This is a genomic window from Streptomyces hamibioticus, assembly GCF_047946815.1.
In the GTDB taxonomy this organism is placed as follows: domain Bacteria; phylum Actinomycetota; class Actinomycetes; order Streptomycetales; family Streptomycetaceae; genus Streptomyces.
Map to the genome: position 1 here is coordinate 6,890,516 of NZ_JBKKQY010000001.1, position 22,792 is coordinate 6,913,307.

Below are 22,792 nucleotides of genomic sequence, written 5' to 3' on the forward strand. Positions count from 1 at the left end.
ACGACCCGTTCGGCCACGTACCATGGCGGCATGTCGTTCCTCCGCCGCCGCAGTGCCACACCCGCCGGGCCCGACTTCGACGTACTGGCCATGGACCCGGGCGACTGGCCCGGAAATCTGGGTGCCGGGTTGCTGCCCGCCCCCGACGGCAGCTGCCAGGGCGTCTTCCTGCGCTACGACCTGTTCGGCGGCCGCGGCCCCGCGATGATCATCGGCAATCTGCCGGAGGGCTCCCCGGCCCGTGAGCTGCCCGAGGGAGAGCCGCCCTTCGAGGTGGCGCAGCTGCTGCTGGCGCTGGAGAACGACGAGGACGTGACCGTCGTCGGCACCGAGGACGTGCCGGTGATGCAGGGCGACAACCTGCTGATCGTGCGCCGCGTGAAGCTCTCCGAGGGCCGCATCTCCTGCGTGCAGTTCGACCGCAGCGACAAGGTCCTGGTCACCATCGCCGCCTGGGACCGCCCCATCACCGACGACCTGTACGCCCTGCTGAAGCCGCTCCCGGCGGAGCTTTTCCAGCAGGGCTGACCAGGTCCGGCAGCGGGGGCCCTACGGCAGCAGGCGGACGTCGGCGGCCCGCACGAACGCCACCCGGTGGCCGTACTGGATCTGGTAGTACCTGTCCGTCCCGGTCACGACCCGGTGAGTGGCCTCGTCGAAGGTGACCGAGTAGTAGTACCGGCCGGGCATCTCCTCCCCGACGACATACTTCTGTCCCTTCGGCAGCCGGTACGGCAGCGGGGACACCGGCTGCGCCGGGACACCCGCCGGGTAGGCGGCCGACTCCGGGTAAGCCCGCCCGTACACCGGGACGCTGTCCAGGCCCTCCCGCGGGGTGACGACCCGCCCCTTCGCGGGCACCGCCGCCGGCTGCTTCGGCGGGTTGCGGAACCACGCCTTCTGGCCCAGGTACCAGATGGCCGTCCAGTCGCCCCAGCGGTCGGCGACCGCGTACTGCTGCCCGGTGGAGACCCGCGACGACAGATCGTTCACACCGGTCGTCGGGGCGCTGCCCAGGCCGATGTCCCTGATCAGCGGTGCGTCCTCGCTGTGGTCGGCGTACAGCCGCACCGCGCTGGAGCCGTGCCCGGCGCACGGCTCGCCGCGCCGTTCGCAGCCCGTGAAGACGGGCCGGTTGGCGGCGTAGTCGGGCCGGATCGTCACCACGTCGGCGTCCGGGCCGGCGGACGGGGTGAAGGGGCGGCCCAGCAGCCGGAAGTAGTGCGCCCAGTCCCAGTACGGGCCCGGGTCGGTGTGCATGCCCCGGATGGTGCCGGTGGTCGGACCGGGCACGGTGTCGTGGCCGAGGATGTGCTGCCGGTCCAGCGGGATGTCGTACTTCTGGGCGAGGTACCTGACCAGCCGCGCCGAGGACCGGTACATCGCCTCCGTGTACCAGGCGTCCGGCTCCGCCAGGAAGCCCTCGTGCTCCAGGCCGATCGAGCCCGCGTTGACGTACCAGTTGCCCGCGTGCCAGGCCACGTCCTTCGCCTTCACATGCTGGGCGATGTGGCCGTCGGTGGAGCGGAGCGAGTAGTGCCAGGACACATAGGCCGGGTCCTGCACCATGTTCAGGACGCCCTCCCAGGCGCCCTCCGTGTCGTGCACGACGATGTACCGGATGCGCTGGCTCGCGGGCCGGTCGGCCCGGTCGTGGTTGCCGTAGTCGCCGTCCCCGAACTCCTCGTACGGCGCCGGGATCCACTCACAGGACACCGTCGGCGGGCACTCGGTGCCGGCCGGAGCCGCGGCCCGCAGGCCGGTCCGCCCCAGCCGCGTGGTGTCCGGGGCGAGGTCCGGGCGGGCGGCCAGCGCGACCCGCTGCCCGGCGTCCGTGGTGCGGGCCGCGCCGTCCCGGATCACCGCGTACACGTCGTTCGCGTACGCCGCCGCCGTCGCCGTGTCCTCGGCACCCGAGAAGCGGGCCACCGCCCCGTACCAGTCCGCCGGGTCCGCGCTCGGCGGCTCACCCAGGTCCCGCTGGGCGGCTGCGAGCAGCGCGGCACCCCCGGCGACGTTGGCGGCCGGATCGGTGCGCAGCGCCCCGGGAGTCAGCCCGGTCAGCTCCGCGGCCCGGGGCAGTGTCGTCAGCCGGTCCGGCAGGTCGGTGGCCCGCGGCGGCGACGGCTGGGGGAGCAGCGGCGGCCGGGCGTCGTCGCCCCGGGGGTCCTCGGTGCCCCCGTGGTGGTGGGAGGACGCCTCGGCCAGGGCGGTGCGGGCGTCGGTGAGGTGCATCGGGCCGTATCCGCCGGTCACGCTCGGCGCGCCGCCGTGCGCGTCCCAGCGGGACTGGAGGTAGGAGACGCCCAGCAGCACGCTCTGCGGTACGTCGTACTCGGCCGCGGCGGCCGCGAACGCCCGCTGGAGCCGGTCCGGGGCGGGCGCCGAGTCCGCCGGCCGGGCGGCGGTCGGGGCCGCGCCGAGCAGCGGCAGCAGCAGTGCCGCCGCGGCCACGGCACCGGCCGCGGTGCGGGCGCGTCTGCTGCCGGGTGCGGGCGCGGGTGCGGTGACGGGTCCTCGCAAGGCGGCCTCCTGTGACCGTGGGGCGTGACGGGGCGTGCGGGGCCGGGCGTCCGTCAGTGGTACCCGGCGGTCCGACGATCCGTCAATCATGCGGGAGACCTTGCGCCTTCCCGGACAATTCCCACGTCAGCAGGGGAGTCGAGCGAGTTTCGGGGTGTCGGTGCGCGGACCTGCGCGGCGTCAGTGGCGTACACCTGTGGACGCTCGCGAGCCGCGCGCTAGGTGTGCCGGTCTTCCGGGAACGCGGAAACGCGGAAACGCGGAGGCCCGCGGTGCGCCCGGACGTGCGCACCGCGGGCCTCCGTCGCCGTGTCAGCGGGTGCCGACCGCCGCGCGCACGGCCCGGCGGGCCAGCTGGCAGTCGTCGTGCAGCCGCCGCAGCAGCAGCCGCTGCTCCTCCCCGGACGGCACGGCGCCAGGAGGGGCCGCCGCCGGCGCCGTCGGCGCGGGCTCCTGCATGGAGCGCTGCACCGCCGTCTCGTAGGTCCGGATCTCCCGGGTCAGTACCAGCATCAGGTTCACCAGGAAGGCGTCCCGCGAGGCCGGGCCCGCCGACTGGGCGATCTGGCTGATCTGGCGGCGGGCGAGAGGCGCGTCACCGAGGACCGACCACAGCGTCGCGAGGTCGTAGCCCGGCAGGTACCAGCCCGCGTGCTCCCAGTCCACCAGCACCGGACCGGCCGGGGACATCAGCATGTTGGACAGCAGGGCGTCGCCGTGACAGAACTGGCCCATGCCGCCACGGCCGGCCGCGTGCGCGATGCCGTGCAGCAGCTTCTGCAGGTCGCCCAGGTCCCGGTCGGTGAGCAGCCCCAGCTCGTGGTACCGGGAGATCCGCGCCGCGTAGTCCAGCGGTGCGTCGAACGTGCCCGCCGGTGGCCGCCAGGCGTTCAGCCGGCAGATCGCCCCGAGGGCGGCCCTGATGTCCTGCCGTGGAGGCGTCTCCACCGGGTGCCGCTGGAGTGCCGCCACCCGCCCCGGCATCCGCTCCACGACGAGCGTGCAGTTGTCCGGATCCGCCGCGATCAGCCTCGGCACCCGCACCGGCGGGCGGTGCCGGACGAACGAGCGGTACGCCGCTATTTCGTGCCGGAACCGCTCGGCCCACGCGGGGGAGTGGTCCAGTAAACACTTGGCGACGGCCGTGCTGCGTCCGGTGGTGCCGACCAGCAGCACCGACCGGCCGCTGCGGCGCAGCACCTGCACCGGAGCGAACTCCGGGCAGATCCGGTGCACCGACGCGATCGCCGTGCGCAGCTGGGCGCCCTGGGGGCCGGACATGTCGATTCTTCCGCTGAGCGGTTGGGTGCCGGGCCCTGCCGCGCGTCGTGTCCGGCCCGCCCCGAGCGCCGGGGCCGCCGGGCGCGCCGGGGCGAGGTAGGGGCCGCTGCCCGCCGGGCGGGCATGCAGCGGCCGGGACGGGGCGGACACGGGGGACGATGCTGCGTACATGGGCGAGACAGATCCCTTCGTGTGCCTGCTGTGCCTGTCGGAGAACTCGTCGACCTGATCGGCCCGATCGGCCCGATCGACTCGGTCGATCCCGTCGAACTGGTCGAACTGGTCGGACTCGTCGCGCGCCCCGGACCGGCCGCCGTGGACGCACCCTGGGGAATGCCCCTGCGGCGACCTGGTCGGGGTGGCGCTTTCCTACCTGACACCCGTTGAGCCCTGGCACACCATCTGGCGCACCCTGGCGAACCCTGGCGAATAGTCGCCCGGCATGTCCGGCGCGGCTACTGTCAACTCCAGCCGAGTACCTGGGGGCTTGACGTGAGCGGACAACCCAACACCCGTCTGTCGGACCTGTTCGGCCTGGCCGGCTGGTCCAAGGGAGAGCTCGCGAGGCTGGTCAACCGGCAGGCGGCGGCCATGGGCCACCCCCAGCTGGCGACGGACACCTCGCGGGTGCGGCGGTGGATCGACATGGGAGAGATCCCGCGCGATCCCGTGCCGCGGGTGCTGGCAGCGCTGTTCACCGAGCGTCTCGGCCGTGTCGTGACCATCGAGGACCTCGGTCTGGTCCGGCACGGGCGCGCGGGGAAACGGCAGGGCGCCGGGAGCGAGCATCCCGACGGAGTGCCGTGGGCGCCCGAGCGGACTGCCGCGGTCCTCACCGAATTCACGGGAATGGACCTCATGCTCAACCGACGCGGCTTGGTGGGCGCGGGCGCCGCGCTCGCCGCGGGCTCCGCACTCAGCAGCGCCATGCACGACTGGCTGCACACCGACCCGGCCCTGGCGGCCGACGCTCCCGACCTCCACCGTCCCCTGCACACCGCCGACTCCGCCGGGTTCGACCGCTACGAGGCCGCCCCCGTCGGGTCTCAGGAGATCGAGGAACTGGAGCGCTCGGTCGAGGTGTTCCGCGCCTGGGACGCCGCCCGCGGCGGCGGTCTCCAGCGCAAGGCGGTGGTGGGCCAGCTCAACGAGGTGGGCGGCATGCTCGCCTACCACCACCCGCCCCATCTCCAGCGGCGCCTGTGGGGCGTCGCCGCCAACCTCGCCGTCCTGGCGGGCTGGATGTCGCACGACGTCGGCCTGGAACCCACGGCGCAGAAGTACTTCCTCATCGCCGCGCACGCCGCACGCGAGGGCGGCGACCGGCCCCGCGCCGGGGAGGCCCTGTCCCGGGCGGCCCGGCAGATGGTGCATCTGGGCCGGCCCGACGACGCGCTCCACCTGATGAAGCTCGCCACCTCCGGCTCCGGGGAGCGCCTGATGCCCCGCACCAAGGCGATGTTCCACACCATCGAGGCCTGGGCGCAGGCGTCGATGGGCAAGGGCCAGGCGATGCGCCGCACCCTGGGGCGGGCGGAGGACCTGTTCGTCTCCGACCGCAACGACACGGAGCCGCCGGACTGGATGCAGACCTTCAAGGACGAGGATCTGTACGGCATGACCGCGCTCGCCTACCGCACTCTGGCGGAGTTCGAGCCGGGCGCGGCCGCGCACGCGCAGTACTACGCCGAGAAGGCGCTGGAGCTGCGGGTCGACGGGCGCGAGCGGTCGAAGATCTTCGACCATCTGTCCATGGCCTCGGCCTGCTTCATCGCGGACGACCCGGAGCAGGCGGACCGCTACGCGCGGCTGGCCCTGATGTCGATGGGCTCCAACTCCTCTCACCGCACCTGGGACCGGCTGCGGCAGATGTACCGGCTGACCGCCGAGTACGCCGGTTACCCGAAGATCGAGGAGCTGCGGGAGGAGATCAAGCAGGCCCTGCCGAAGGGCAAAGGGAAGGGGAAGGCGGGCGGCAGCGCCCAGGCGTGACGGCACGGGGCCGCTGTTCGGGCGGGGGCGCGGCTGCTTCCGGCGGGGTCGTGCCAACCTCCGGCGGGCTGGTGGCTATGGGGTCACCCTGGCGATCAGGACACAGACGTCGTCGCCGCGGGAGCCGAGGGCGGACGCGCCGGATTCCTCCAGGACGGCCCGTAAGGCGTCCTGGGCGGTGCGGGCCGCGGCGAGCCGCCGGCCCAGGGGGAGCGGGTCCCGGAGGGCGCCCGCGTCCGGGGGCACCGCGGGGTGCAGGAGCAGCAGGTCGCCCGCTTCCAGACGTTCCTCGGCCTGACCGCCCGGCGCCTTGAGCCGGCGGCCCGTGCCGTCCCGGAACAGCAGCGGGCCGGGGTGGCCGGCGCACGCCCACACCAGGGTGCGGGTGCCGGGCCGGTAGCGGCAGCACACGGCACTCGCCAGGGCGGGCCGGCCGGTGGTGTCGGGCAGCCCGGCCAGCGAGGCCAGCAGGGGGCCGGGCCGGGTGCCCGCCATCGCCAGGCCGCGCAGGGTGCCCAGCAGCATCGCCGTGTCCGAGGCCTCGACGGCGCGGGGGGCAGCCAGGACGCCCGTGCTGAGCACGGTGTCGCCGTCGGCCAGGGCGAGTGCGTCGCACCAGCCGCCGTCCGGCAGTCCGCGGGCGGCGAGGTCCAGGCCGGGCGGCGGGTGCGACGGAAGCCGCAGGAGGCCCGGCCACCGGGCAGGTGCGGCCTCCTGCGGCTCCACCTCGGCTCGGTGCTCGTCCCGCGGGCGCGGCCGGTCGGGGTGGAGCGAGTCACGGGTCTCGCTCACCGCCCGCTGGCTGCGCCGCAGTTCGCTGACGTCCCGCAGGACCGCCCACATCGAGGCGGTGCTGCCGTCCGCGACGAGCACGGGCTCGCCCATCATGTGCACCGTCCGCACGGCACCGTCGGGGCCCACGACCCGGAACTCGCCGTCGATGGGCCGCCCGTCGACGAGACAGTCCGTGACCATCGCCGTCAGCTTGGGTCGGTCCTCGCCGAACACCAGCGACGGCAGCTCGTCCAGGGTGAGCGGGCCGGCGGCGGGATCGCGGCCGAGGATCTGGTAGAGCTCGCCCGACCAGTCGGCCTCGTCCGTCAGCAGGTTCCACTCCGCACTGCCGACCCGGCTGAGCAGCGAGCCGGTCCGGGGCGGCGCCGACGCGGCGGCGGCCGCCGGGGCGGGCAGCGGGCCGTCCCGGAGCTGTGCCAAGTGGGCGTCCAGGTCGTCGAGTTGGTGCAGCGCGAGATCGTACAGGGCGCGCTGCCAGCGCCCGCGCGGATTCGTTCCGTCGTCCTGCGTGCCACGCCGTACCGCGTCGACGTCACCCTTGAGCCGCCGTGTCTGCGTTATCAACGCCTCGACCGAGCCGCCGCCCGGCGGCTGGGCGGAGGGGCGGTCCGCGGAGAGATGGGACGGCATGACGCACTCCGGTGTGCAGACGGTTCGGCCGCGGCGGAACCAGGACTGAGGGAGGGACCGTTACGACTGTTGCACAGCTCGCGACGGCCTGTAAGGGGTTTGGCAACACACGGTACGGCGATGCCGGTGGCATATGCCACAGTCTCTGTGAAGCGACTTCCGTGCCGGGACGGTCCGGTCCGCACCTTTGCCAAGTCGCAGGCATCGTACGGGATTTGGGGAACCGCTCGACGCCGCCCGACGACCGGCCTGGTGTTCGACGTCCGCGTGTTCTAAGGAGTGTCGGGTTCCGCGTACAGCGCCGGACGCGGGGCCGGGTCGACAGGTGTGCGGGCGCCGCTCTCCAGGGCCCGCACGCCGGCCGCGGCGACGGCGGAGGCCGCGTAACCGTCCCAGGCGCTCGGGCCGGTGACCCGCCCCCGCCGGGTCGCGTCGACCCACGCCTGCACCTGGCGGTCGTAGGCGTCCGCGAACCGGACGAGGTAGTCCTGCGGCACCTCCTCGCGGGTGCCGCCCGCCGCCGTGACCGCCATCGAGTGCGCCTGCCCGATCCGCGCGCTGCCCGCCTCGCACACGGCCTCGCAGCGCACCTCGTAGCCGAAGCCGCAGTTGACGAAGACCTCCACGTCGACGAGGGCGCCCCGGTCCGTCTCGAACAGCACGAACTGCGGATCGAGCAGCCCCGCGGGCGCACCGCCCGACGGGGCCGGGTGCAGCACGCTCACCGCGGTCGGCTCCTGGCCGAGCAGCCAGCGGGCCGCGTCGATCTCGTGCGAGACGGAGCTGGTGACGAGCATGGCGGAGGTGAAGTGCGGCGGGGAGGAGACGTTGCGGTGGACGCAGTGCAGCATCAGCGGCCGGCCCAGCCGTCCGTCGTCCAGGAGGGACTTCAGCCGCCGGTACTCGGCGTCGTAACGGCGCATGAACCCGATCTGCGCCAGCCGCCGTCCCAGCCGCGTCTCCGCCTCCACCACCCGCAGCGCGCCCGCCGGGTCGGGGGCCATCGGCTTCTCGCACAGCACCGGCAGCCCCCGGGCGAACGCGGCGAGCAGCGCCGCCTCGTGCGCCTCGCCCGGCGAGGCGATCAGGACGGCCGCCACGCCGGGCGCGTCGAGGGCGGCCTCGGCCTCCGTGTGCACGGCGACCCCGTCGAGGCCGGCCGCGGCCTCCGCGGCCCGCTCGGCGTCGGGATCGGCCACCGCGGCGACCCTGGCTCCGCTGACCACGCGGTCAAGACGTCGTATGTGGTCGGCGCCCATGTGGCCCGCACCGAGGACCGCCACGCCCAGCAGCTCGCTCACGCTCCGTCGGCTCCTTCCCCGTCCGCCGCCCGCGTCACCGAGCCGGACGCGGGTACGGCGACCAGGGTGGCACGGCCGTCAAGACCGGGCCGGACGGCGCCGCGAACGGCACCCCGGGCCGGGGAGGTCAGTAGCGCAGCACGCCCGCGATGCCCTCCACGTCCCCCAGCGCGCCGTCGGGGACGAAGTGGATCTCGGCGCCGGTCTCCAGGCACTGCTCGACGATCTCGTCCACGATGTCCTCGCGGGCGTCGAGGTCGCCGTCGCCGGCCGGTTCCAGATGGTCGCCGGCGTCCACCACCGTCGTCCGGTAGTTCTCCTCGACGGCCAGCAGCCGTACCCGGCCGACCCGCGCGCTCTGCCAGATCTCGTCGACGCCGGCCGCGAAGTCCCGCCGCCCGCGGGCGGACTCCAGCTCCCGGGAGACGGTGTCGGCGGACCGGAGCGCCTCCGCCGCCAGCAGTGGCCGCACCGCCTGCCGCACGGCTTCCGGTGTTCCGTGGGCGAGGCCGCCGCGCGGGATGTGCACCGCGCCCCGGGCGGCGCCCGCCGCCCCTTCCAGGACCGCCAGCGCCGCCTGAGGGCCGGTGACGTACAGCGGGCGCGGATGCTCGCGCAGCACCCTGCCCAGTGCCGCGTCGGCCTCGCGCAGGAACCGGCGGGTGTCCTCGTCCCGGAAGGCGCTCGGGGAGTCGCCGGTGCGCTGCCTGCGCTCGGGGTCGAAGTTCTGTCCGGGCCGGGTCATCGGGAAGCCGCCGGTGCGCTCCTCGACGACGCGGTCCGTGCCGCCGCTCCACAGGGTGACCCGGTCGGCGGAGACCGACAGCACCCAGAAGGGCCGCTCCGCCGTGTGCGCGGCGACCAGGTTGCGGGTCAGGAAGGTGTCCGAGAGCACCACACGCTCGGGCACCGTGCGGGCGAGCGTCCACACCTGGTGCTCGCCCGGAGCGGCGAAGATCGCCAGCCCGTCCTCGGCGTGTGTCAGGTCGACCTCGGCGAGGGCCCGGTCGAGTTCCCGGGAGACCTCCACGCGGCGCTCCCGGCTGATGGCGGGATCGGCCTCCAGCCGCTTCTTGGCGTCGCCGACCGCGTGACGCAGCCGGATCCGGTCCTGGGCGTTGTCGGGTTCCCGGCGGTGCGTCGGCGTCAGCACGGACACCGCGGGATAGGGGCGGGGGCGCCGCAGTTCGGCGAGGGTGGCGGGAGTGAGATCGTGCTCCATGTCAGCACGATAGGCCCGATACGCTTGTCAGGCATTCGGAGTATCGAGGATCATTTCGGTCACTCCGGTCCCGCCGGGCCGGCCCCGGTCGGGCGGCTCGCCGCCCGACCGGCGCACCGCGGCCGGGGCACCGGTTCAGGAGCCGTCGTCGCCCGCGTCGCCCGCGTCGCCCGCGTCGTCCCGGGAGCCGCAGGAGCTGCCGCTGGGCGGCAGGGAACCGTGGAGCAGGAAGTCGTCGACCTTGCGGTGCACGCACTCGGAGGAGGCGTAGCCGGTGTGGCCCTCGCCCTTGTTGTCCAGCACCACGGCGGACGGGCCGAGCCGCTCGGCCGTCTGCACCGTCCAGCGGTACGGCGTCGCCGGGTCGCCGCGCGTGCCGACGAGCAGCATCTTCGGCGTGTCCAGGTCCTTGACCTCGTCGCGGATGAAGTCGGTGCCCTTGGGACGGCCGTAGCACATCAGCACCTGGGTGAGCCGGTACCGGCCGAAGACCGGCGAGGCCTCCTCGTACCGCTCGCGGAGCCGGCCGAGGGAGCGGGTGACCTGCTCGGCGCCGGGGCGGTCGGGGTCGTCGGCGCAGTTGATCGCCATCAGCGCCGCGGGCAGATTGTCGAGGGGGACGTCCTCGGGGTCGGTGAGGCCGCCGGCCGGGCCCCGGCGGACCGGGAAGGTGACGCCGCCGGAGACGAAGCTCTCCAGACCACGCGGGTCACCGTCGTGGACCAGCTGAGCTATGGCCCGCGACAGGGAGGGCCACAGCTCCCGGCTGTACAGCGCCTGCCCGATGGCGCCCACCAGGTCCTGGCCGGAGAAGGGCTCCCCGAAGGCCGTCGGCACCGGGTCCTCGTCCAGCGCCCCGACCAGCTGCACGACCTGCCGCCGGGCGTCCCGGGCGTCCTGGCCGAAGGGGCAGGCGATGTCCTCGGCGCACCAGGTGAGGAAGTGCTCCAGCGCGGTCTGCTGCCCCTGCGCACCGGCCAGAGCCTGCTCGGTGAGGGGCTCGGTCAGGGTGTCCACGCCGTCCAGCACCAGCCGGCCCACCTTGTCCGGGAACTGGGCGGCGTACACCGCACCGAGCCGGGTGCCGTAGGAGAAGCCGAGGTAGTTGAGCTTGTCGTCACCGAGTGCCGCGCGCATCACGTCCATGTCGCGGGAGGCGTTGACGGTGCCTATGTGGGGCAGGACGGGCCCGGAGTGCTCGGCGCACTCGGCGGCGGCCTGCCGCAGTTGGCGGAGCACGTCCTCGGGGTCGCGCAGGTTCTCGTCCCCGTCGGTCGCCTCCATGATCTCGACGGAGCCCGGGCCGCAGCTGACGGGGGAGGACCGGCCGACGCCGCGGGGGTCGAAGCCCACCACGTCGTAGCGGTTGGTCAGGTGCATGAAGTCCTTGCCGCCGGCGGCGAGTTCGGCGACGCCCGAGCCGCCGGGGCCGCCGAAGTTCAGCAGGACCGAGCCCTTCGAGTCGCCGGTCGCCCGGTAGCGGGCGAGGGCCAGGTCGAGCGTGCCCGCCCCGGGTCGGCCGTAGTCGAGCGGGACGGTGACCTTTCCGCACTGGAGGTCCTCGGGGGCGTCGAGCCCCTCGCATCGCGTCCACGTGACCTTCTGGTCGTAGAACCGGGCCAGGCCGGGTGTGCCGGCCCCCTCGTCCGCGGTCGCCGCGGGCAGCCCCGCACCGAGCAGGGTCAGCCCCAGCGCGCCGGTGACCGCGCAGCGCCGGACCGGCGACTTGGGCTCTTTCGACAGCTTGACCAGCATCGATGCCTCCCGGGCGCCCCGTCGCGGACCGGAGAACGGCGCCCTCGCTCACCATAAGGGCCGCCCGGACGCCTCGCCTCCGGGCGAGCGGTACGCCCGAATGCTTCGTACGCGTGTACGGGTGAGGGTGGCGTCCAGCTTCTTTGCCGTTCGTTCGACAAACGTGCCACTCGATGGAGTGACAGGCGGATCAGCCATAACTCGGATGGTGCGCCCGCGTTTTATCCGGTGCGGGCGAGTGCCCGCGACCATGTCTGGAAGGCAGGGAATCCTATGAGAAGGGTTACCCGATTCCGTGTGCTCGCCGTCGCCGCCTCCGGCGCGATGGCCGTTACGGTTCCGGGGTCGGCCTTCGCGTCCGACGGCGCCGCCGCGGAGGGGTCCGCGGCCGGCTCGCCCGGGGTGGTCTCCGGCAACACCGTCCAGCTCCCGGTGCACGTCCCGGTGAACGCGTGCGGAAACACCGTGAACGTGGCCGGGCTCCTGAACCCCGCCGCGGGCAACGGCTGCGCCAACACCGGCGGTCACCGGCGGCCGGGGCACGAGGACGCCGGCCCGGGGACGTCGTCCGGCGGGGCCGCCGCCGAGAGCGGCGCGAAGGATTCGCCGGGTGTGGTGTCCGGCAACGGGGTGCAGCTGCCGGTCGAGCTACCCGTGAACATCAGCGGCAACTCGGTGAACGTGGTGGGCATCGGCAACCCGGCGACGGGCAACGAGTCCGAGAACGGCCCGGGTGAGCCCCCGACGCGCCCGCAGCGCCCGGACCGCCCCGCCGAGCCGGACCCGGAGCCGTCCGAGCCGCCCGTGGACCGCGCGGAGACGAAGCCGGCGCCGCAGGCCGCCGTCCCGCCCCGAGCCGCCACGTCCCTCGCCGAGACGGGGACCGACGGTGTGCTCTCGGCCCTGGCGGGCAGCACCGCGCTGGTCCTCGGCGGCGCCGCCCTCTACCGGCGCTTCCGCCCCGGCACGGACGCCTGACCGGAGCGGCGCACGGGCCGCCGGCTGCGGACGCCCCCTTCCCGGCTGCGGTCGCCCCTCTTCCCGGCGGCGGCGCCGAGGCCGCGACCGACCGGCGGCGCCGTGGGGGCTTCCCTCGGGTGCCTTGAGGGCTTGCCGCGGGGGCCGTGGGATCTACGTCGGGGGCTGGGGCGCCGGCTTGCGTCGGACGCCGTGGGGCCCACCTCGCGGGCCGGGGGTACCACGGGCGCTGTCGGGGCCTGCCCCGGCAGCAGCCGTGCGGTCTATCTCGGGCGGCGTGGGGCCTGCCTCGGGCGCCGTGAGGGCCACCTCCGGCGGCGTGGCGGCCCGCTGCCGAGGGCCGCAGGCCTGTGCCCTGGTCGCCGCCCGGCACCGCTGGCGCGGACGGCGACGCGCATCCGAGTCCGGTTCACCCGCGCCGTGCGTCGCGGCCGGGCCCGTCTGGGCTCGAGTGGAGCCTGCCGGGGACCCGCCGCGCCGCCTCGGAGGGTGAGCCCGACAAAGGGCGCCCGTCTTCCGGGCGCCGCGTCGGGCGCCGCGTCGGGCCGTCGCCCTGGTCGGCGGCGGAGCCGCTCGGTGGCGGGCGGACGAGCCGACGGGCCCCGCCACACGCGGCCCGCACGCGGGCGAGACCTCGCGCCGGGCCGTGCGCGGTGACCGCGAGTACCGGCAACCATGCCTCGCGGCGGGCGACCGCGCCGACTTCTCGTCCGGGAGGCCGCAGCCACGCGTCGGCGGCTGCTTCGCCTTCTCGCTCGGTCCGACGGCCTCCGCCACCGGCCCGGTAGCCGCCCGGCACTGCTCGCTCGGTCGCCGCGCCGCCGGGGGCGGACGTACCGCCCTGGTCAGCGGCGTTCGCCGTGGAACCGCTGGTGCAGGGCGCGGACCCGCTCCGTCAGCTCCGGTACGGGGCCGTCCACGGCCACCTCGGGCGCGACCTCCCGCACCGCCAGCGTCCGCACCGGCGGTGCGGGTACGCCCAGTTCGGCCAGCCAGGCCGACAACTGCTCGGACGAGGCGACGTAGACGATGCGGCCGAGGCCCACCCAGGCGTGCGCGGCGGCGCACATCGGACAGTGCTCGCCGGAGGTGTACACGGTCGCGGCCGCCCGCTCCTCGGGCGCCATCCGGGCGGCCGACCAGCGGGCCAGCTCGAACTCCGGGTGGCGGGTGCGGTCGCCGGAGGCCACGCGATTGCGGTCCTCCGCCAGCACCGTGCCGTCCGCACCCACCAGTACCGATCCGAACGGCTCGTCCCCGGCCTCCAGCGCCTGGGCCGCCAGCTCCACGCACCGGCGCAGGTACGGCAGCTCGTCATCCTTCACGACCATGGCGTACGGCCTCCTCGCGAGCGGTCTCCGACCGATCACCCTACGTGCGCCGGCCCGCGGGGTCGCCTCCGTACCTCACCGGCTCCGCTCACCGCGGGCCCCGTTCACCACCGGCATCGTCCGGTCACCGCTCAGCGGCGTGCCTTCGCCCGGTCCAGCGCGCCCACGCCGAGCGCGGCCAGACCGATCTGGATGAGCAACTCGACCCAGTCCACGCCGTCGGTGTCGGCCACACCGAACGCCGCGGCGATCGCGGTGCCGATCAGTGCGGCCACGATGCCGACGGCGATGGTCCACAGGACTCCGATGCGCTGCCGGCCCGGGATCACCCAACGGCCCAGGATACCGATGACGATGCCGATCACGATCGCGCTGAGGATGCCACTGATCTCCATATCCGCCCCTCTTCATTCACTGTGGTCACGACCCCCGCACGGTGCGGGTGCCCACTGCGTGCGGGGACAGTCCGCGGGGCCGCCCGCTGTGATCGACACCGCCGGGTCACGCCGGAGGTCCGTCCGCGCGCGGACGTGCGGCAGGCCGGTCCGCGGGGTGCGGACCGGCCCGCCCTTGACGGTTCGGTCTTGTCTCGGTCCTGCCGGACTCCCGACTACGGCTTCGGGACGCTCTTCGCCGCCGTGGCGGCGCAGACCACGCCGAGTATCAGGGCCAGGGCGCCGATGACGATGTTGTTCCACACGACGCCGGTGTCCGGGCTCGTGCCGACGATCCAGGGCGAGATGATCATCCACACGCCGATGGCGCACATGGCCCAGCTGAGGCCGTACATGCGCTCCGGGGCCCTGGTGAAGCCGAGGGCCAGTAGTCCGATCGCGATGCCCACGATCAGGTTGTGGGGGACCAGCGACGGCTGGCTCGTCGTGAAGTGGAGTATCCACGGGGACACGGCACAGTACAGGCCGAGCAGGAACACCGGCCCGTCCACGAGTGCCACGTCACGACCGCCGAGCATTCGGGCGTAGCGAGCCCGCATTTCCTCGGCGTCAGGGTGGGCCGAAAGGTCACCTCTGCTGCGCGAGACGTTGGCCATGAGTCGTCTCCTTTACCTGACAGGGCCGACCGCTTCTGAGGCGGTATGCGGTATGCACCGCGTAAGTTCATTCTGCGCTTATTTGCCCCTTATGTGTAGTGGGCGGAAGAGACTGAAGGGGCAGCAGGGGCGGCAGGGGTGCGCCGCCGAGGCGCCGACCGCGAAGGTCCTCGTTCCGTACATGTCAGGCCCGTTCGCGGGCAGGCGGATGACACGCACTGGGTGCGTTCGAGTCGATGGTTCGAGGTTGTTCGATGCTGGAGGTGTGCCGCGATGGGCGCGAAGGTGTTGGAGCGCTTTCCCGCGGGGGATCCGCGCGGTTCGTGGCCGGCGGAGGAGTACGCGGCGGCCCGGCGCGCCGCGGGCGAGCCCGCAACGGTCGTGATGGATCTGAAGTCGGACGCGTTCCTCGTGGTGGTCCCGGCCCGCGACGAGGAATGACCGAGGGGCGGCCGGCCGGAGCCGCCTCGGAGGAATGACCGAGGGGCGGCCGGCCGGAGCCGCCTCGGAGGAGTGACCGAAGGGCGACCGGCCGGAGCCGTCCAGAGCGAGGCCGGCGCGGCGAGATGGGCCTCGCGCACCGGCGCCGTCTGGCCCTGCGCCAGCAGGAGCATGCCCTCGCGCGCGAGGCGCTGGGCCGGACTGTCCAGGCTCGTCGCGCGGCCGCCCCCGGCCACCACCGCCGCGGTCGTGGCCGCCCGCATCAGGTCGTACGCCCGCGTAACGCAGGGCCAGCCGTTCCTCGACGTGCTCGTGCGGAACGGGGTGCTCGGTGAGCGAGTACGCCCGGCTCCGCACCTCGTCCAGCCGTTGGCGCAGCGCCTCCGCCGTGTCCCGCGTGTCCGGCGCGCCGCCCAGCAGGCCCAGCAGGCCCAGCGCGGCGTACGCCACGCCGAAGACCGCCGGCGAGGTGTTGGCGCTGCGGGGATGTCGACGCGTGCGAACTCCTCGCGCGGCGTGCGCAGCACGACGGAGTCCTGCGGCACCCACAGTCCGTCCAGGCCGAGGGAGACCGTACGGGCGGCGGTCGGCGCGGCGAGCCGCATCGGCCGCCTCCGTGACGCCCGCGAGCAGCATCACGTCGTTCAGGCCCCAGCCCGTGTACCAGGGCACCGTGCCGTCGAAGCGCCAGCCGCCCCGGTCGGCCGTGGCCCGTACCGGGACCCGGGGGAAGGCGCGGACGTGCGCGTAGGCGATGCCGGACAGCAGCTCCCCCGCGGCCAGGGGGCGCAGCAGCCGCTCGCGCACGGGTGACTCCGCGTCCGCCTTCGCCGGCATCCGTACCGGCGTGTGGTGCTGGGTCTGCACGAACCAGGTCGAGCAGCAGGCCCCGGCCAGGATCTCCGCGGTCTCCCGGGCCACCGCGTCCGGGGCGCCCGCCCCGCCGTACTCCTCCGGTGCGCTCACTCCGAGCAGGCCGGACCTGCGGACCGCGTCCAGGCGGGAGGCGGGCACCCCCTCCTGGTCGACGCGCTGGGCGCAGGGGGCGAGGAGGTCGTCCGCGAGCCGGCGGGCGCGGGTGACGAGCGGGTGGGGCGTCGTGCTCATGGGGGAATTCTCGCCACCGGGCCGGGCGGGGTGCCGCCCCGGGCACGCTGTCGGTGCAGGAGGCGAACGGACGGAAACCCCCGTCGCCGGGAGTGGGGGCTGAACAGTCCGGAGTCCTCCACCGTGCTGCGTGCACGTGACGGCGACGTTTTGATCAGGGGCCGTTCGTACGCCGAGGGCCAGGAGACGCCGGACGGCGCCGGTGCCCACCCGGCCGGCGCCCGCTGCCAACCCGACCGGCTCGTCGCCGAGTTGGACTGGTCTACACCTTGACTGGTACAGACCAAAGCGGTTGAGTGTGCCTCCACACCCCCCACCACGGCCGCCCCCACGCCGTGGCCGGCCGGACCGGCGCGTGCGCACGAGGCTCCGCTCCGCCCTGCCCCGGTACGGGAGCGGCCGTGCTCCGCAAAGGAGTTGATCCCGTGTCGAGGCGCCGAATCTCCGCCGTCGTGGCCGCGCTCACCCTCGCGGGCGCCGCCCCCGTCCTGCTGCCGGCCGCGCCGGCCTCCGCGGCCGTCTGCTCCAGCTACCCGAACTGGGTGGCCGGCAAGTCCTACGCCGCCGGTGACATCGTCCGGTACACCGACGGCAAGGCGTACATCGCCGAGCACGCCAACCCGGGCTACGACCCGACCATCAGCACCTGGTACTGGGAACCGTACGCCTGCGACGGCGGCTCCGAGGCGCCCGTCGGCAACTTCGTGGTCACCGAGGCCCAGTTCAACCAGATGTTCCCGAACCGCAATTCGTTCTACAGCTACAGCGGCCTGACCGCCGCGCTGAACGCCTTCCCCGGCTTCGCCGGCACCGGCGGCGACACGACCAGGAAGCAGGAGGCGGCCGCCTTCCTCGCCAACGTCAGCCACGAGACCGGCGGACTGGTGCACATCGTCGAGCAGAACACCGCCAACTACCCGCACTACTGCGACTGGGGCCGGCCCTACGGCTGCCCGGCAGGGCAGGCCGCCTACTACGGACGCGGCCCGATCCAGCTCAGCTGGAACTTCAACTACAAGGCCGCGGGCGACGCCCTCGGCATCGACCTGCTGAACAACCCCTGGCTGGTGCAGAACGACGCGGCCATCGCCTGGAAGACGGCCCTGTGGTACTGGAACACCCAGTCCGGGCCCGGCACCATGACCCCGCACCACGCCATGGTCGGCGGCCACGGCTTCGGCCAGACCATCCGCTCGATCAACGGCTCCATGGAGTGCGACGGCCGCAACCCGGGCCAGGTGCAGAGCCGGGTGAGCAAGTACCAGCAGTTCACGCAGATCCTCGGCGTCTCGCCGGGCGGCAACCTGTACTGCTGACGGCACCGCCGCCCTACACCTGCCAGACCCCGTCCCGCATCAGGTGCCGGCCCTTGAGCTCATGCTCCTCGTGCCACGCCTGGACGGCGCGCGGTCGCACCCGGAAGTAGGCGTACGGGGCGCTGTCCTCGCGGGGGTCCCAGCCGGTCTTCGCGAGGAACGCCCCGGCCGCCGCCGTCGGGGCCTCGTGCGCGGCGAACACCTCCACGTCACCGTCGATCAGGACCACGTCGCGGGTGTGCCCGAACGCCAGCCGGACGCGGCGGCCGGTGCGCAGGTTGCGCCCGGTGGGGTTGGTGGGCCGAGTGGCCAGCCACAGGTCCGTGCCGTCCCACACGAACCACAGCGGCACCAGACACGGCACCCCGTCGGGGTCCGCCGTGGCCACCCAGATGTCCAGCTCCCGTTCGAGACGGTCGAGTACGTCCCGCTTGCGCCGGGCGGGGTCGCGCGGCCGATCGTTGATCTTCATGCCCCGGGACGCTAGCGGACGCGGCACGATCGCACCTCGGGCGCGGGGTGTAGGCCTACCGGCGGAGGGCCACCGCGGAGGGCCACCGGGGGAGGCCTTTCGGACGCGGTGGCGACAGAGGGTTTGGCGTAGGGTCGTTTTACGTATAACCTCTCCCGTCAACCGCTCGCCCCGAAAGGTCACGATGGCACGCATCGCCCTGGTCGCCCTCGTCGTCGACGACTACGACGAGGCGATCCGCTTCTACACCGAGGCCCTCGGTTTCCGGCTCGCCGAGGACACGCCCCGGCCCGACGGCTCCCGCTGGGTCGTCGTCGAGCCGCCCGGCTCATCGCCGGGCACGGCTCTGCTGCTCGCCCGGGCCAGGGGTGAGGCGCAGCGGGCCCGGGTCGGCGACCAGACCGGCGGGCGCGTCGGCTTCTTCCTGCACACCGACGACTTCGCCCGCGACCACGCCCGCATGACCGCCGCCGGCGTGACCTTCCTGGAGGAGCCCCGGCACGAGCCGTACGGCACCGTCGCCGTCTTCCGGGACCTGTACGGCAACCGCTGGGACCTGCTCCAGCCCGCCGCCTCCTGACCTGCCCCGCTCCATCGCTCACCGATCAGCCGAGGAACACCGCACCATGTCATCTACGCGCATAGACACCGACGCCGTCCGCCGCCTCCCCAAGGCCGTGCTGCACGACCACCTCGACGGCGGCCTGCGCCCCGCCACCGTGGTGGAGCTGGCCGCCTCCGTCGGCCACACGCTGCCCGCCACCGACCCCGACGAACTGGCCGCCTGGTACTACGAGGCCGCGAACTCCGGTGACCTGGTGCGCTACATCGCCACCTTCGAGCACACCCTCGTCGTGATGCAGACCCGCGAGGGCCTGCTGCGCACCGCCGAGGAGTACGTCCTGGACCTCGCCGCCGACGGCGTCGTCTACGGCGAGGTCCGCTACGCCCCCGAGCTGATGCTCAAGGGCGGGCTGACCCTGGCGGAGGTCGTGGAGACCGTCCAGGAGGGACTGGCCGCCGGCATGGCGAAGGCCGCGGCGGCCGGGACGCCCGTGCGCGTCGGCACCCTGCTGTGCGGCATGCGGATGTTCGACCGCACCAAGGAGACCGCCGACCTGGCCGTGGCCTTCCGGGACGCCGGAGTGGTCGGCTTCGACATCGCGGGCGCCGAGGACGGCTTCCCGCCCGCCGACCACCTCGCCGCCTTCGAGTACCTGCGCCGCGAGAACGTGCCGTTCACCATCCACGCCGGGGAGGCCCACGGGCTGCCCAGCATCCACCAGGCCCTCCAGGTGTGCGGCGCCCAGCGCATCGGTCACGGCGTGCGGATCACCGACGACATCCCCGACCTGGCGGGCGGCAAGCTGGGCCGCCTGGCCGGCTGGGTGCGCGACCGCCGCATCGCCCTGGAGATGTGCCCGACGTCCAACCTCCAGACGGGCGCCGCCACCTCGATCGCCGAGCACCCGATCACCGCGCTGAAAGACCTGGGCTTCCGCGTCACCCTCAACACCGACAACCGCCTGGTCTCCGGCACGACGATGACCCGCGAGATGTCCCTGCTGGTCGAGCAGGCGGGCTGGACGGTGGACGACCTGCGCACGGTGACGGTCAACGCCGTCAAGAGCGCCTTCATCCCGTTCGACGAGCGCACCGCCCTGATCCGGGACGTCGTCCTGCCGGGCTACGACGCGGCGCTCTGAAGCAGCCCTCGCACATAGGCGGCCTGTCCGACGTGCTGAAGATCGTCGGACAGGACGCTGACCAGCCGGACGCCCAGCGTGACCGGCGGGTCCCAGTTCTCGTCCACGACGCGCTCCAGGTCCTTGGCCGCCACCGAGCGCAGGGCGCCGAGGGTCTGCTCGTGCACGGCGTCGTGGTAGCCGGTCAGCAGCTCGGCCGACTCCACCCGCACCTTGCCGACCTCGGCGGAGCTGTGGCCGTACCCGGTGTCGTGGCGGGGCAGGTCCAGCCCGAAGCGCTTCTGCCAGCCCTGGGCGAGCCACACCTGCTCCAGCCCGAAGGCGTCCGCGATGTGGTCGTCCTGGACGCGGGTGAGGTGCCAGATCAGCCAGGCGATGGAGTTGGCCTCTCCGGAGGGGCGGGTGTCGAGATCGCCGGGGCCGAGGCCCTCGACGGCGGCACGGACCTCTTCCTGGATGCGGCCGTAGCCCTCGATGAGGATGTCCTTTGCGTGCATGCGTCCACCTTGGCGCATCCGCCCCTCAGACGCCGCCCGTGTCCAGGAGGTCCAGCAGGTCCAGCAGGGCCCGGGCGGCCGGGCTGGTGGCCTGCGGGGGCGGCAGCAGGGCGATGGTCTCGTACACCGCCTCGCCCGTGTCCTTCAGCGGCAGCGAGGCCAGGGACGCCCGCTTGTGCCGGAAGTGCCGGGGCACGACGGCGATGCCGAGGTTCTCGTCCACGAGGTCCAGCAGCCCGTGCACGTCGTTGACCTCCAGCGCGACCGTGCGCCGGACGCCCGCGGCCGCGAAGGCCGCGTCGGTGACCCGGCGCGGCCCCCAGTCCGGGTGGAAGTCGACGAAGACCTCGTCGGCCAGGTCCGGCGGGCCCAGCACGGCGGAGCCGGTGGCCAGCGGGTGGCCGGGGTGGCACAGCACCGTCATCGGCTCGCCGTTCAGCGAGACCGAGCGCAGGTGTTCCGCGTCCGCCTGCGTCCGGTAGGCGAAGGCGAGATCCAGCCGCCCGGCCGCGACCTCCTCCGCCAGTTCGCCCGAGCCCGCCTGCCGCAGCCGGATCTCCACGTCCGGATGGCGCTGCCGGAACGCCGCCAGCAACCGCGCCACATGCACCCCGGCGATGCACTGCTCGGTGCCCAGTGACAGGGTGCCGCGCAGCACCCCCTGCACGGCGGCGACCGCCTCGTGCGCCGACCGCACCTGTGCCAGGATGCGCCGGGCCTCGGTCAGCAGTGCCCGCCCGGCCTCCGTCAGCGTCACCCGCCGGGTCGTCCGCACGAACAGCGGGGTCTGCAGCTCCCGCTCCAGTGCCCGCACGGACGCCGACAGGCCGGACTGGGATACCAGCAGCCGTTCCGCCGCGCGGGTGAAGTGCTGGTCCTCGGCGACCGCCACGAAGTGCCGGAGCTGGCGCAGTTCCATGATTGAGCAGCGTAGCCGCTGAATCCCATCGGATTCTTCTGTTGGACCACTGCCCGCAGGCCGCGACAGAGTGGACCCGGTTCCGCACGAGCCCGTACCTCGGGTGCCAACCCCTCTGGAGTCGCGTTGTACACCGCACACCCCGACCGCTACGCGGACATGCCCTACCGGCGCACCGGACGCAGTGGCCTGAAGCTTCCCGCACTCTCGCTCGGCCTGTGGCACAACTTCGGACCGGACCGGCCGGTCGAGACCCAGCGCGCCATCCTGCGCCGCGCCTTCGACCTCGGTGTGACCCACTTCGACCTGGCCAACAACTACGGCCCGCCGCCCGGCGGCGCCGAGTCCGCCCTCGGCGAGGCCCTCCGGGCCGACTTCGGTCCCTACCGCGACGAACTGGTCGTCTCCACCAAGGCCGGCTACCTGATGTGGCCCGGTCCGTACGGCGAGTGGGGCTCGCGCAAGTACCTGCTGTCCTCGCTCGACCAGAGTCTGAAGCGCATGGGCCTGGAGTACGTCGACGTCTTCTACTCGCACCGTCCCGACCCGGAGACTCCGCTGGAGGAGACGATGGGCGCGCTGCACTCGGCGGTGCAGCAGGGCAAGGCGCTGTACGTCGGCGTCTCCAACTACTCCCCGGAGCAGACCCGCGAGGCCGCCCGGATCCTCGCCGGCCTGGGCACCCCGCTGCTGATCCACCAGCCCCGCTACTCGATGCTGGACCGCCGCCCGGAGCGCGAGGGCCTGCTCGACACCCTGGACGAGCTGCGGGTCGGCTCCATCGCCTACTCCCCGCTGGAGCAGGGCCTGCTGACCGCCCGCTACCTCGACGGCATCCCCGAGGACTCGCGCGCGGCGAGCGACAGCCCCTTTTTGAACTCCGACGCGGTGACCGGGGAGCTGGTGGACCGGCTCCGCGGCCTGGACGAGATCGCCAAGTCCCGCGGCCAGTCGCTGGCGCAGATGGCGCTGGCCTGGGTGCTGCGCGGCGGCCGGGTGACCTCCGCCCTGGTCGGCGCGAGCAGCCCGCGGCAACTCGAGGACAGCGTCGCGGCCACCCGCAACCTCGACTTCGACGCCGCTGAGCTGGACCGCATCGACGCGATCGTCAAGGGATAGTCAGGCGCCGAGCCGCTCCTCCAGCCGGACGGTGACGGTGTCGCCCTCCTGCTTGCCGATGGCCTCGCGGACGGCGGCCTTCACAGGCAGTTTGTGCGTGCCGTCGCCCAGTGCCGTGAAGGAACTGCGGAACGGGTGCCCGTCGATCGTGCCGCGGACCTTGACCAGTCCGCGCGTACCGAAGAACGCGACGGACCCGGGCCAGACCAGATAGGTCCAGCCGCCCTCGCTCGGGCTCTTGCGCAGTACGGCGGTGAATTCCTCGGGAAGTTCGCCGGTGGTCGCCATGATCTCCTCCGTCGTCGGTGGCCTCGCCACTGATGAGACCGCCGGCGACCGGGGAACTCATCGCCTTT

General features: G+C 73.6%; 20 protein-coding genes and 1 pseudogene. 7 read left to right on the plus strand and 14 right to left on the minus strand.

The genetic code is table 11. The features are described 5' to 3' along the window. Window positions 1-30: 30 nt before the first annotated feature. Complete coding sequence (locus ACLGIH_RS31415; protein ID WP_416528666.1) at window positions 31-528, plus strand: hypothetical protein; 498 nt, start codon at window positions 31-33, stop codon at window positions 526-528. A 21-nt stretch (window positions 529-549) separates the two neighbouring features. On the opposite strand, the gene ACLGIH_RS31420 is transcribed toward ACLGIH_RS31415, so the two are convergent. Beyond that, window positions 550-2,523 (minus strand): N-acetylmuramoyl-L-alanine amidase, encoded by a 1,974-nt coding sequence (locus ACLGIH_RS31420; protein WP_416528667.1) that lies wholly within the window; start codon window positions 2,521-2,523, stop codon window positions 550-552. Window positions 2,524-2,835: 312 nt separating this feature from the next. Next, entirely contained in the window at window positions 2,836-3,975 is a 1,140-nt protein-coding gene (locus ACLGIH_RS31425; RefSeq protein WP_416528668.1) for an aminoglycoside phosphotransferase family protein, read from the minus strand. Between the two features lie 321 nt (window positions 3,976-4,296). Between ACLGIH_RS31425 and ACLGIH_RS31430 the strand changes: the two genes are divergently transcribed. Then, window positions 4,297-5,796, plus strand: coding sequence for a DNA-binding protein NsdB (locus ACLGIH_RS31430; RefSeq protein ID WP_416528669.1), 1,500 nt, complete (start codon window positions 4,297-4,299; stop codon window positions 5,794-5,796). A gap of 75 nt (window positions 5,797-5,871) precedes the next feature. Here ACLGIH_RS31430 and ACLGIH_RS31435 read toward each other — a convergent pair whose 3' ends face one another. From ACLGIH_RS31435 to ACLGIH_RS31450, 4 genes are all read right to left on the minus strand, one after another. Beyond that, on the minus strand, window positions 5,872-7,221 hold the full coding sequence (locus ACLGIH_RS31435; protein ID WP_416528670.1) for a SpoIIE family protein phosphatase: 1,350 nt from the start codon (window positions 7,219-7,221) through the stop codon (window positions 5,872-5,874). Between the two features lie 272 nt (window positions 7,222-7,493). After that, window positions 7,494-8,522: a Gfo/Idh/MocA family protein gene (locus ACLGIH_RS31440; RefSeq protein WP_416528671.1), complete on the minus strand. Its 1,029-nt coding sequence runs from the start codon at window positions 8,520-8,522 to the stop codon at window positions 7,494-7,496. A gap of 127 nt (window positions 8,523-8,649) precedes the next feature. Next, window positions 8,650-9,744, minus strand: coding sequence for a baeRF3 domain-containing protein (locus tag ACLGIH_RS31445; RefSeq protein WP_416528672.1), 1,095 nt, complete (start codon window positions 9,742-9,744; stop codon window positions 8,650-8,652). Between the two features lie 135 nt (window positions 9,745-9,879). Continuing rightward, entirely contained in the window at window positions 9,880-11,499 is a 1,620-nt protein-coding gene (locus ACLGIH_RS31450) for an alpha/beta hydrolase (RefSeq protein ID WP_416528673.1), read from the minus strand. Between the two features lie 273 nt (window positions 11,500-11,772). Here ACLGIH_RS31450 and ACLGIH_RS31455 point away from each other — a divergent pair, with 273 nt between their 5' ends. Beyond that, the gene (locus ACLGIH_RS31455; RefSeq protein WP_416528674.1) at window positions 11,773-12,477 is read left to right on the plus strand and encodes a chaplin; all 705 of its coding nucleotides are present in this window, start codon (window positions 11,773-11,775) and stop codon (window positions 12,475-12,477) included. Between the two features lie 845 nt (window positions 12,478-13,322). Here the strand turns inward: ACLGIH_RS31455 and ACLGIH_RS31460 are convergent. From ACLGIH_RS31460 to ACLGIH_RS31475, 4 genes and pseudogenes are all read right to left on the minus strand, one after another. Beyond that, window positions 13,323-13,808 carry a nucleoside deaminase gene (locus ACLGIH_RS31460; RefSeq protein WP_416528675.1) on the minus strand — a complete coding sequence of 162 codons (486 nt, stop codon included), beginning with the start codon at window positions 13,806-13,808 and terminating at the stop codon, window positions 13,323-13,325. A 131-nt stretch (window positions 13,809-13,939) separates the two neighbouring features. Then, a complete protein-coding gene (locus ACLGIH_RS31465) occupies window positions 13,940-14,203 on the minus strand; it encodes a GlsB/YeaQ/YmgE family stress response membrane protein (RefSeq protein WP_416528676.1) in 264 nt (87 codons plus the stop codon). A 215-nt stretch (window positions 14,204-14,418) separates the two neighbouring features. Then, window positions 14,419-14,859, minus strand: a complete 441-nt coding sequence (locus ACLGIH_RS31470) for an SPW repeat protein (RefSeq protein WP_416528677.1) — start codon at window positions 14,857-14,859, stop codon at window positions 14,419-14,421. A 551-nt stretch (window positions 14,860-15,410) separates the two neighbouring features. Next, a pseudogene (locus tag ACLGIH_RS31475) lies at window positions 15,411-16,407 on the minus strand (acyl-CoA dehydrogenase family protein); the annotation flags it as partial. 425 nt (window positions 16,408-16,832) lie between these two features. Between ACLGIH_RS31475 and ACLGIH_RS31480 the strand changes: the two are divergent. Further along, a complete protein-coding gene (locus ACLGIH_RS31480; RefSeq protein ID WP_416528678.1) occupies window positions 16,833-17,723 on the plus strand; it encodes a glycoside hydrolase family 19 protein in 891 nt (296 codons plus the stop codon). A gap of 13 nt (window positions 17,724-17,736) precedes the next feature. Here the strand turns inward: ACLGIH_RS31480 and ACLGIH_RS31485 are convergent, their stop codons facing one another. Beyond that, entirely contained in the window at window positions 17,737-18,195 is a 459-nt protein-coding gene (locus tag ACLGIH_RS31485; RefSeq protein ID WP_416528679.1) for a pyridoxamine 5'-phosphate oxidase family protein, read from the minus strand. A gap of 184 nt (window positions 18,196-18,379) precedes the next feature. Here ACLGIH_RS31485 and ACLGIH_RS31490 point away from each other — a divergent pair, with 184 nt between their 5' ends. After that, window positions 18,380-18,775: a VOC family protein gene (locus tag ACLGIH_RS31490; RefSeq protein WP_416528680.1), complete on the plus strand. Its 396-nt coding sequence runs from the start codon at window positions 18,380-18,382 to the stop codon at window positions 18,773-18,775. A gap of 46 nt (window positions 18,776-18,821) precedes the next feature. Continuing rightward, window positions 18,822-19,901 carry an adenosine deaminase gene (locus tag ACLGIH_RS31495; protein WP_416528681.1) on the plus strand — a complete coding sequence of 360 codons (1,080 nt, stop codon included), beginning with the start codon at window positions 18,822-18,824 and terminating at the stop codon, window positions 19,899-19,901. Here ACLGIH_RS31495 and ACLGIH_RS31500 read toward each other — a convergent pair. Both ACLGIH_RS31500 and ACLGIH_RS31505 read right to left on the minus strand, forming a co-directional pair. Continuing rightward, window positions 19,883-20,398, minus strand: coding sequence for a mycothiol transferase (locus ACLGIH_RS31500; protein ID WP_416528682.1), 516 nt, complete (start codon window positions 20,396-20,398; stop codon window positions 19,883-19,885). The genes ACLGIH_RS31495 and ACLGIH_RS31500 overlap by 19 nt on opposite strands. Before the next feature lie 25 nt (window positions 20,399-20,423). Beyond that, window positions 20,424-21,317 carry a LysR family transcriptional regulator gene (locus ACLGIH_RS31505; RefSeq protein ID WP_416528683.1) on the minus strand — a complete coding sequence of 298 codons (894 nt, stop codon included), beginning with the start codon at window positions 21,315-21,317 and terminating at the stop codon, window positions 20,424-20,426. A gap of 126 nt (window positions 21,318-21,443) precedes the next feature. Between ACLGIH_RS31505 and mgrA the strand changes: the two genes are divergently transcribed. Next, the gene (gene mgrA, locus ACLGIH_RS31510) at window positions 21,444-22,436 is read left to right on the plus strand and encodes an L-glyceraldehyde 3-phosphate reductase (protein ID WP_416528684.1); all 993 of its coding nucleotides are present in this window, start codon (window positions 21,444-21,446) and stop codon (window positions 22,434-22,436) included. Here the strand turns inward: mgrA and ACLGIH_RS31515 are convergent, their stop codons facing one another. Beyond that, window positions 22,437-22,724 (minus strand): DUF1905 domain-containing protein, encoded by a 288-nt coding sequence (locus tag ACLGIH_RS31515; RefSeq protein WP_416528685.1) that lies wholly within the window; start codon window positions 22,722-22,724, stop codon window positions 22,437-22,439. Between the last annotated feature and the right edge of the window lie 68 nt (window positions 22,725-22,792).

What these genes read in the sequence shown, in the direction of transcription:
- ACLGIH_RS31455 (WP_416528674.1), top strand. Translation starts at nt 11,773, where the DNA reads ATGAGAAGGGTTACCCGATTCCGTGTGCTCGCCGTCGCCGCCTCCGGC.
- ACLGIH_RS31450 (WP_416528673.1), bottom strand. Translation starts at nt 11,499, where the DNA reads ATGCTGGTCAAGCTGTCGAAAGAGCCCAAGTCGCCGGTCCGGCGCTGC.
- ACLGIH_RS31515 (WP_416528685.1), bottom strand. Translation starts at nt 22,724, where the DNA reads ATGGCGACCACCGGCGAACTTCCCGAGGAATTCACCGCCGTACTGCGC.
- ACLGIH_RS31505 (WP_416528683.1), bottom strand. Translation starts at nt 21,317, where the DNA reads ATGGAACTGCGCCAGCTCCGGCACTTCGTGGCGGTCGCCGAGGACCAG.
- ACLGIH_RS31415 (WP_416528666.1), top strand. Translation starts at nt 31, where the DNA reads ATGTCGTTCCTCCGCCGCCGCAGTGCCACACCCGCCGGGCCCGACTTC.
- ACLGIH_RS31485 (WP_416528679.1), bottom strand. Translation starts at nt 18,195, where the DNA reads ATGAAGATCAACGATCGGCCGCGCGACCCCGCCCGGCGCAAGCGGGAC.
- ACLGIH_RS31435 (WP_416528670.1), bottom strand. Translation starts at nt 7,221, where the DNA reads ATGCCGTCCCATCTCTCCGCGGACCGCCCCTCCGCCCAGCCGCCGGGC.
- ACLGIH_RS31500 (WP_416528682.1), bottom strand. Translation starts at nt 20,398, where the DNA reads ATGCACGCAAAGGACATCCTCATCGAGGGCTACGGCCGCATCCAGGAA.
- ACLGIH_RS31465 (WP_416528676.1), bottom strand. Translation starts at nt 14,203, where the DNA reads ATGGAGATCAGTGGCATCCTCAGCGCGATCGTGATCGGCATCGTCATC.
- ACLGIH_RS31495 (WP_416528681.1), top strand. Translation starts at nt 18,822, where the DNA reads ATGTCATCTACGCGCATAGACACCGACGCCGTCCGCCGCCTCCCCAAG.
- ACLGIH_RS31460 (WP_416528675.1), bottom strand. Translation starts at nt 13,808, where the DNA reads ATGGTCGTGAAGGATGACGAGCTGCCGTACCTGCGCCGGTGCGTGGAG.
- ACLGIH_RS31445 (WP_416528672.1), bottom strand. Translation starts at nt 9,744, where the DNA reads ATGGAGCACGATCTCACTCCCGCCACCCTCGCCGAACTGCGGCGCCCC.
- ACLGIH_RS31470 (WP_416528677.1), bottom strand. Translation starts at nt 14,859, where the DNA reads ATGGCCAACGTCTCGCGCAGCAGAGGTGACCTTTCGGCCCACCCTGAC.
- ACLGIH_RS31425 (WP_416528668.1), bottom strand. Translation starts at nt 3,975, where the DNA reads ATGTACGCAGCATCGTCCCCCGTGTCCGCCCCGTCCCGGCCGCTGCAT.
- ACLGIH_RS31490 (WP_416528680.1), top strand. Translation starts at nt 18,380, where the DNA reads ATGGCACGCATCGCCCTGGTCGCCCTCGTCGTCGACGACTACGACGAG.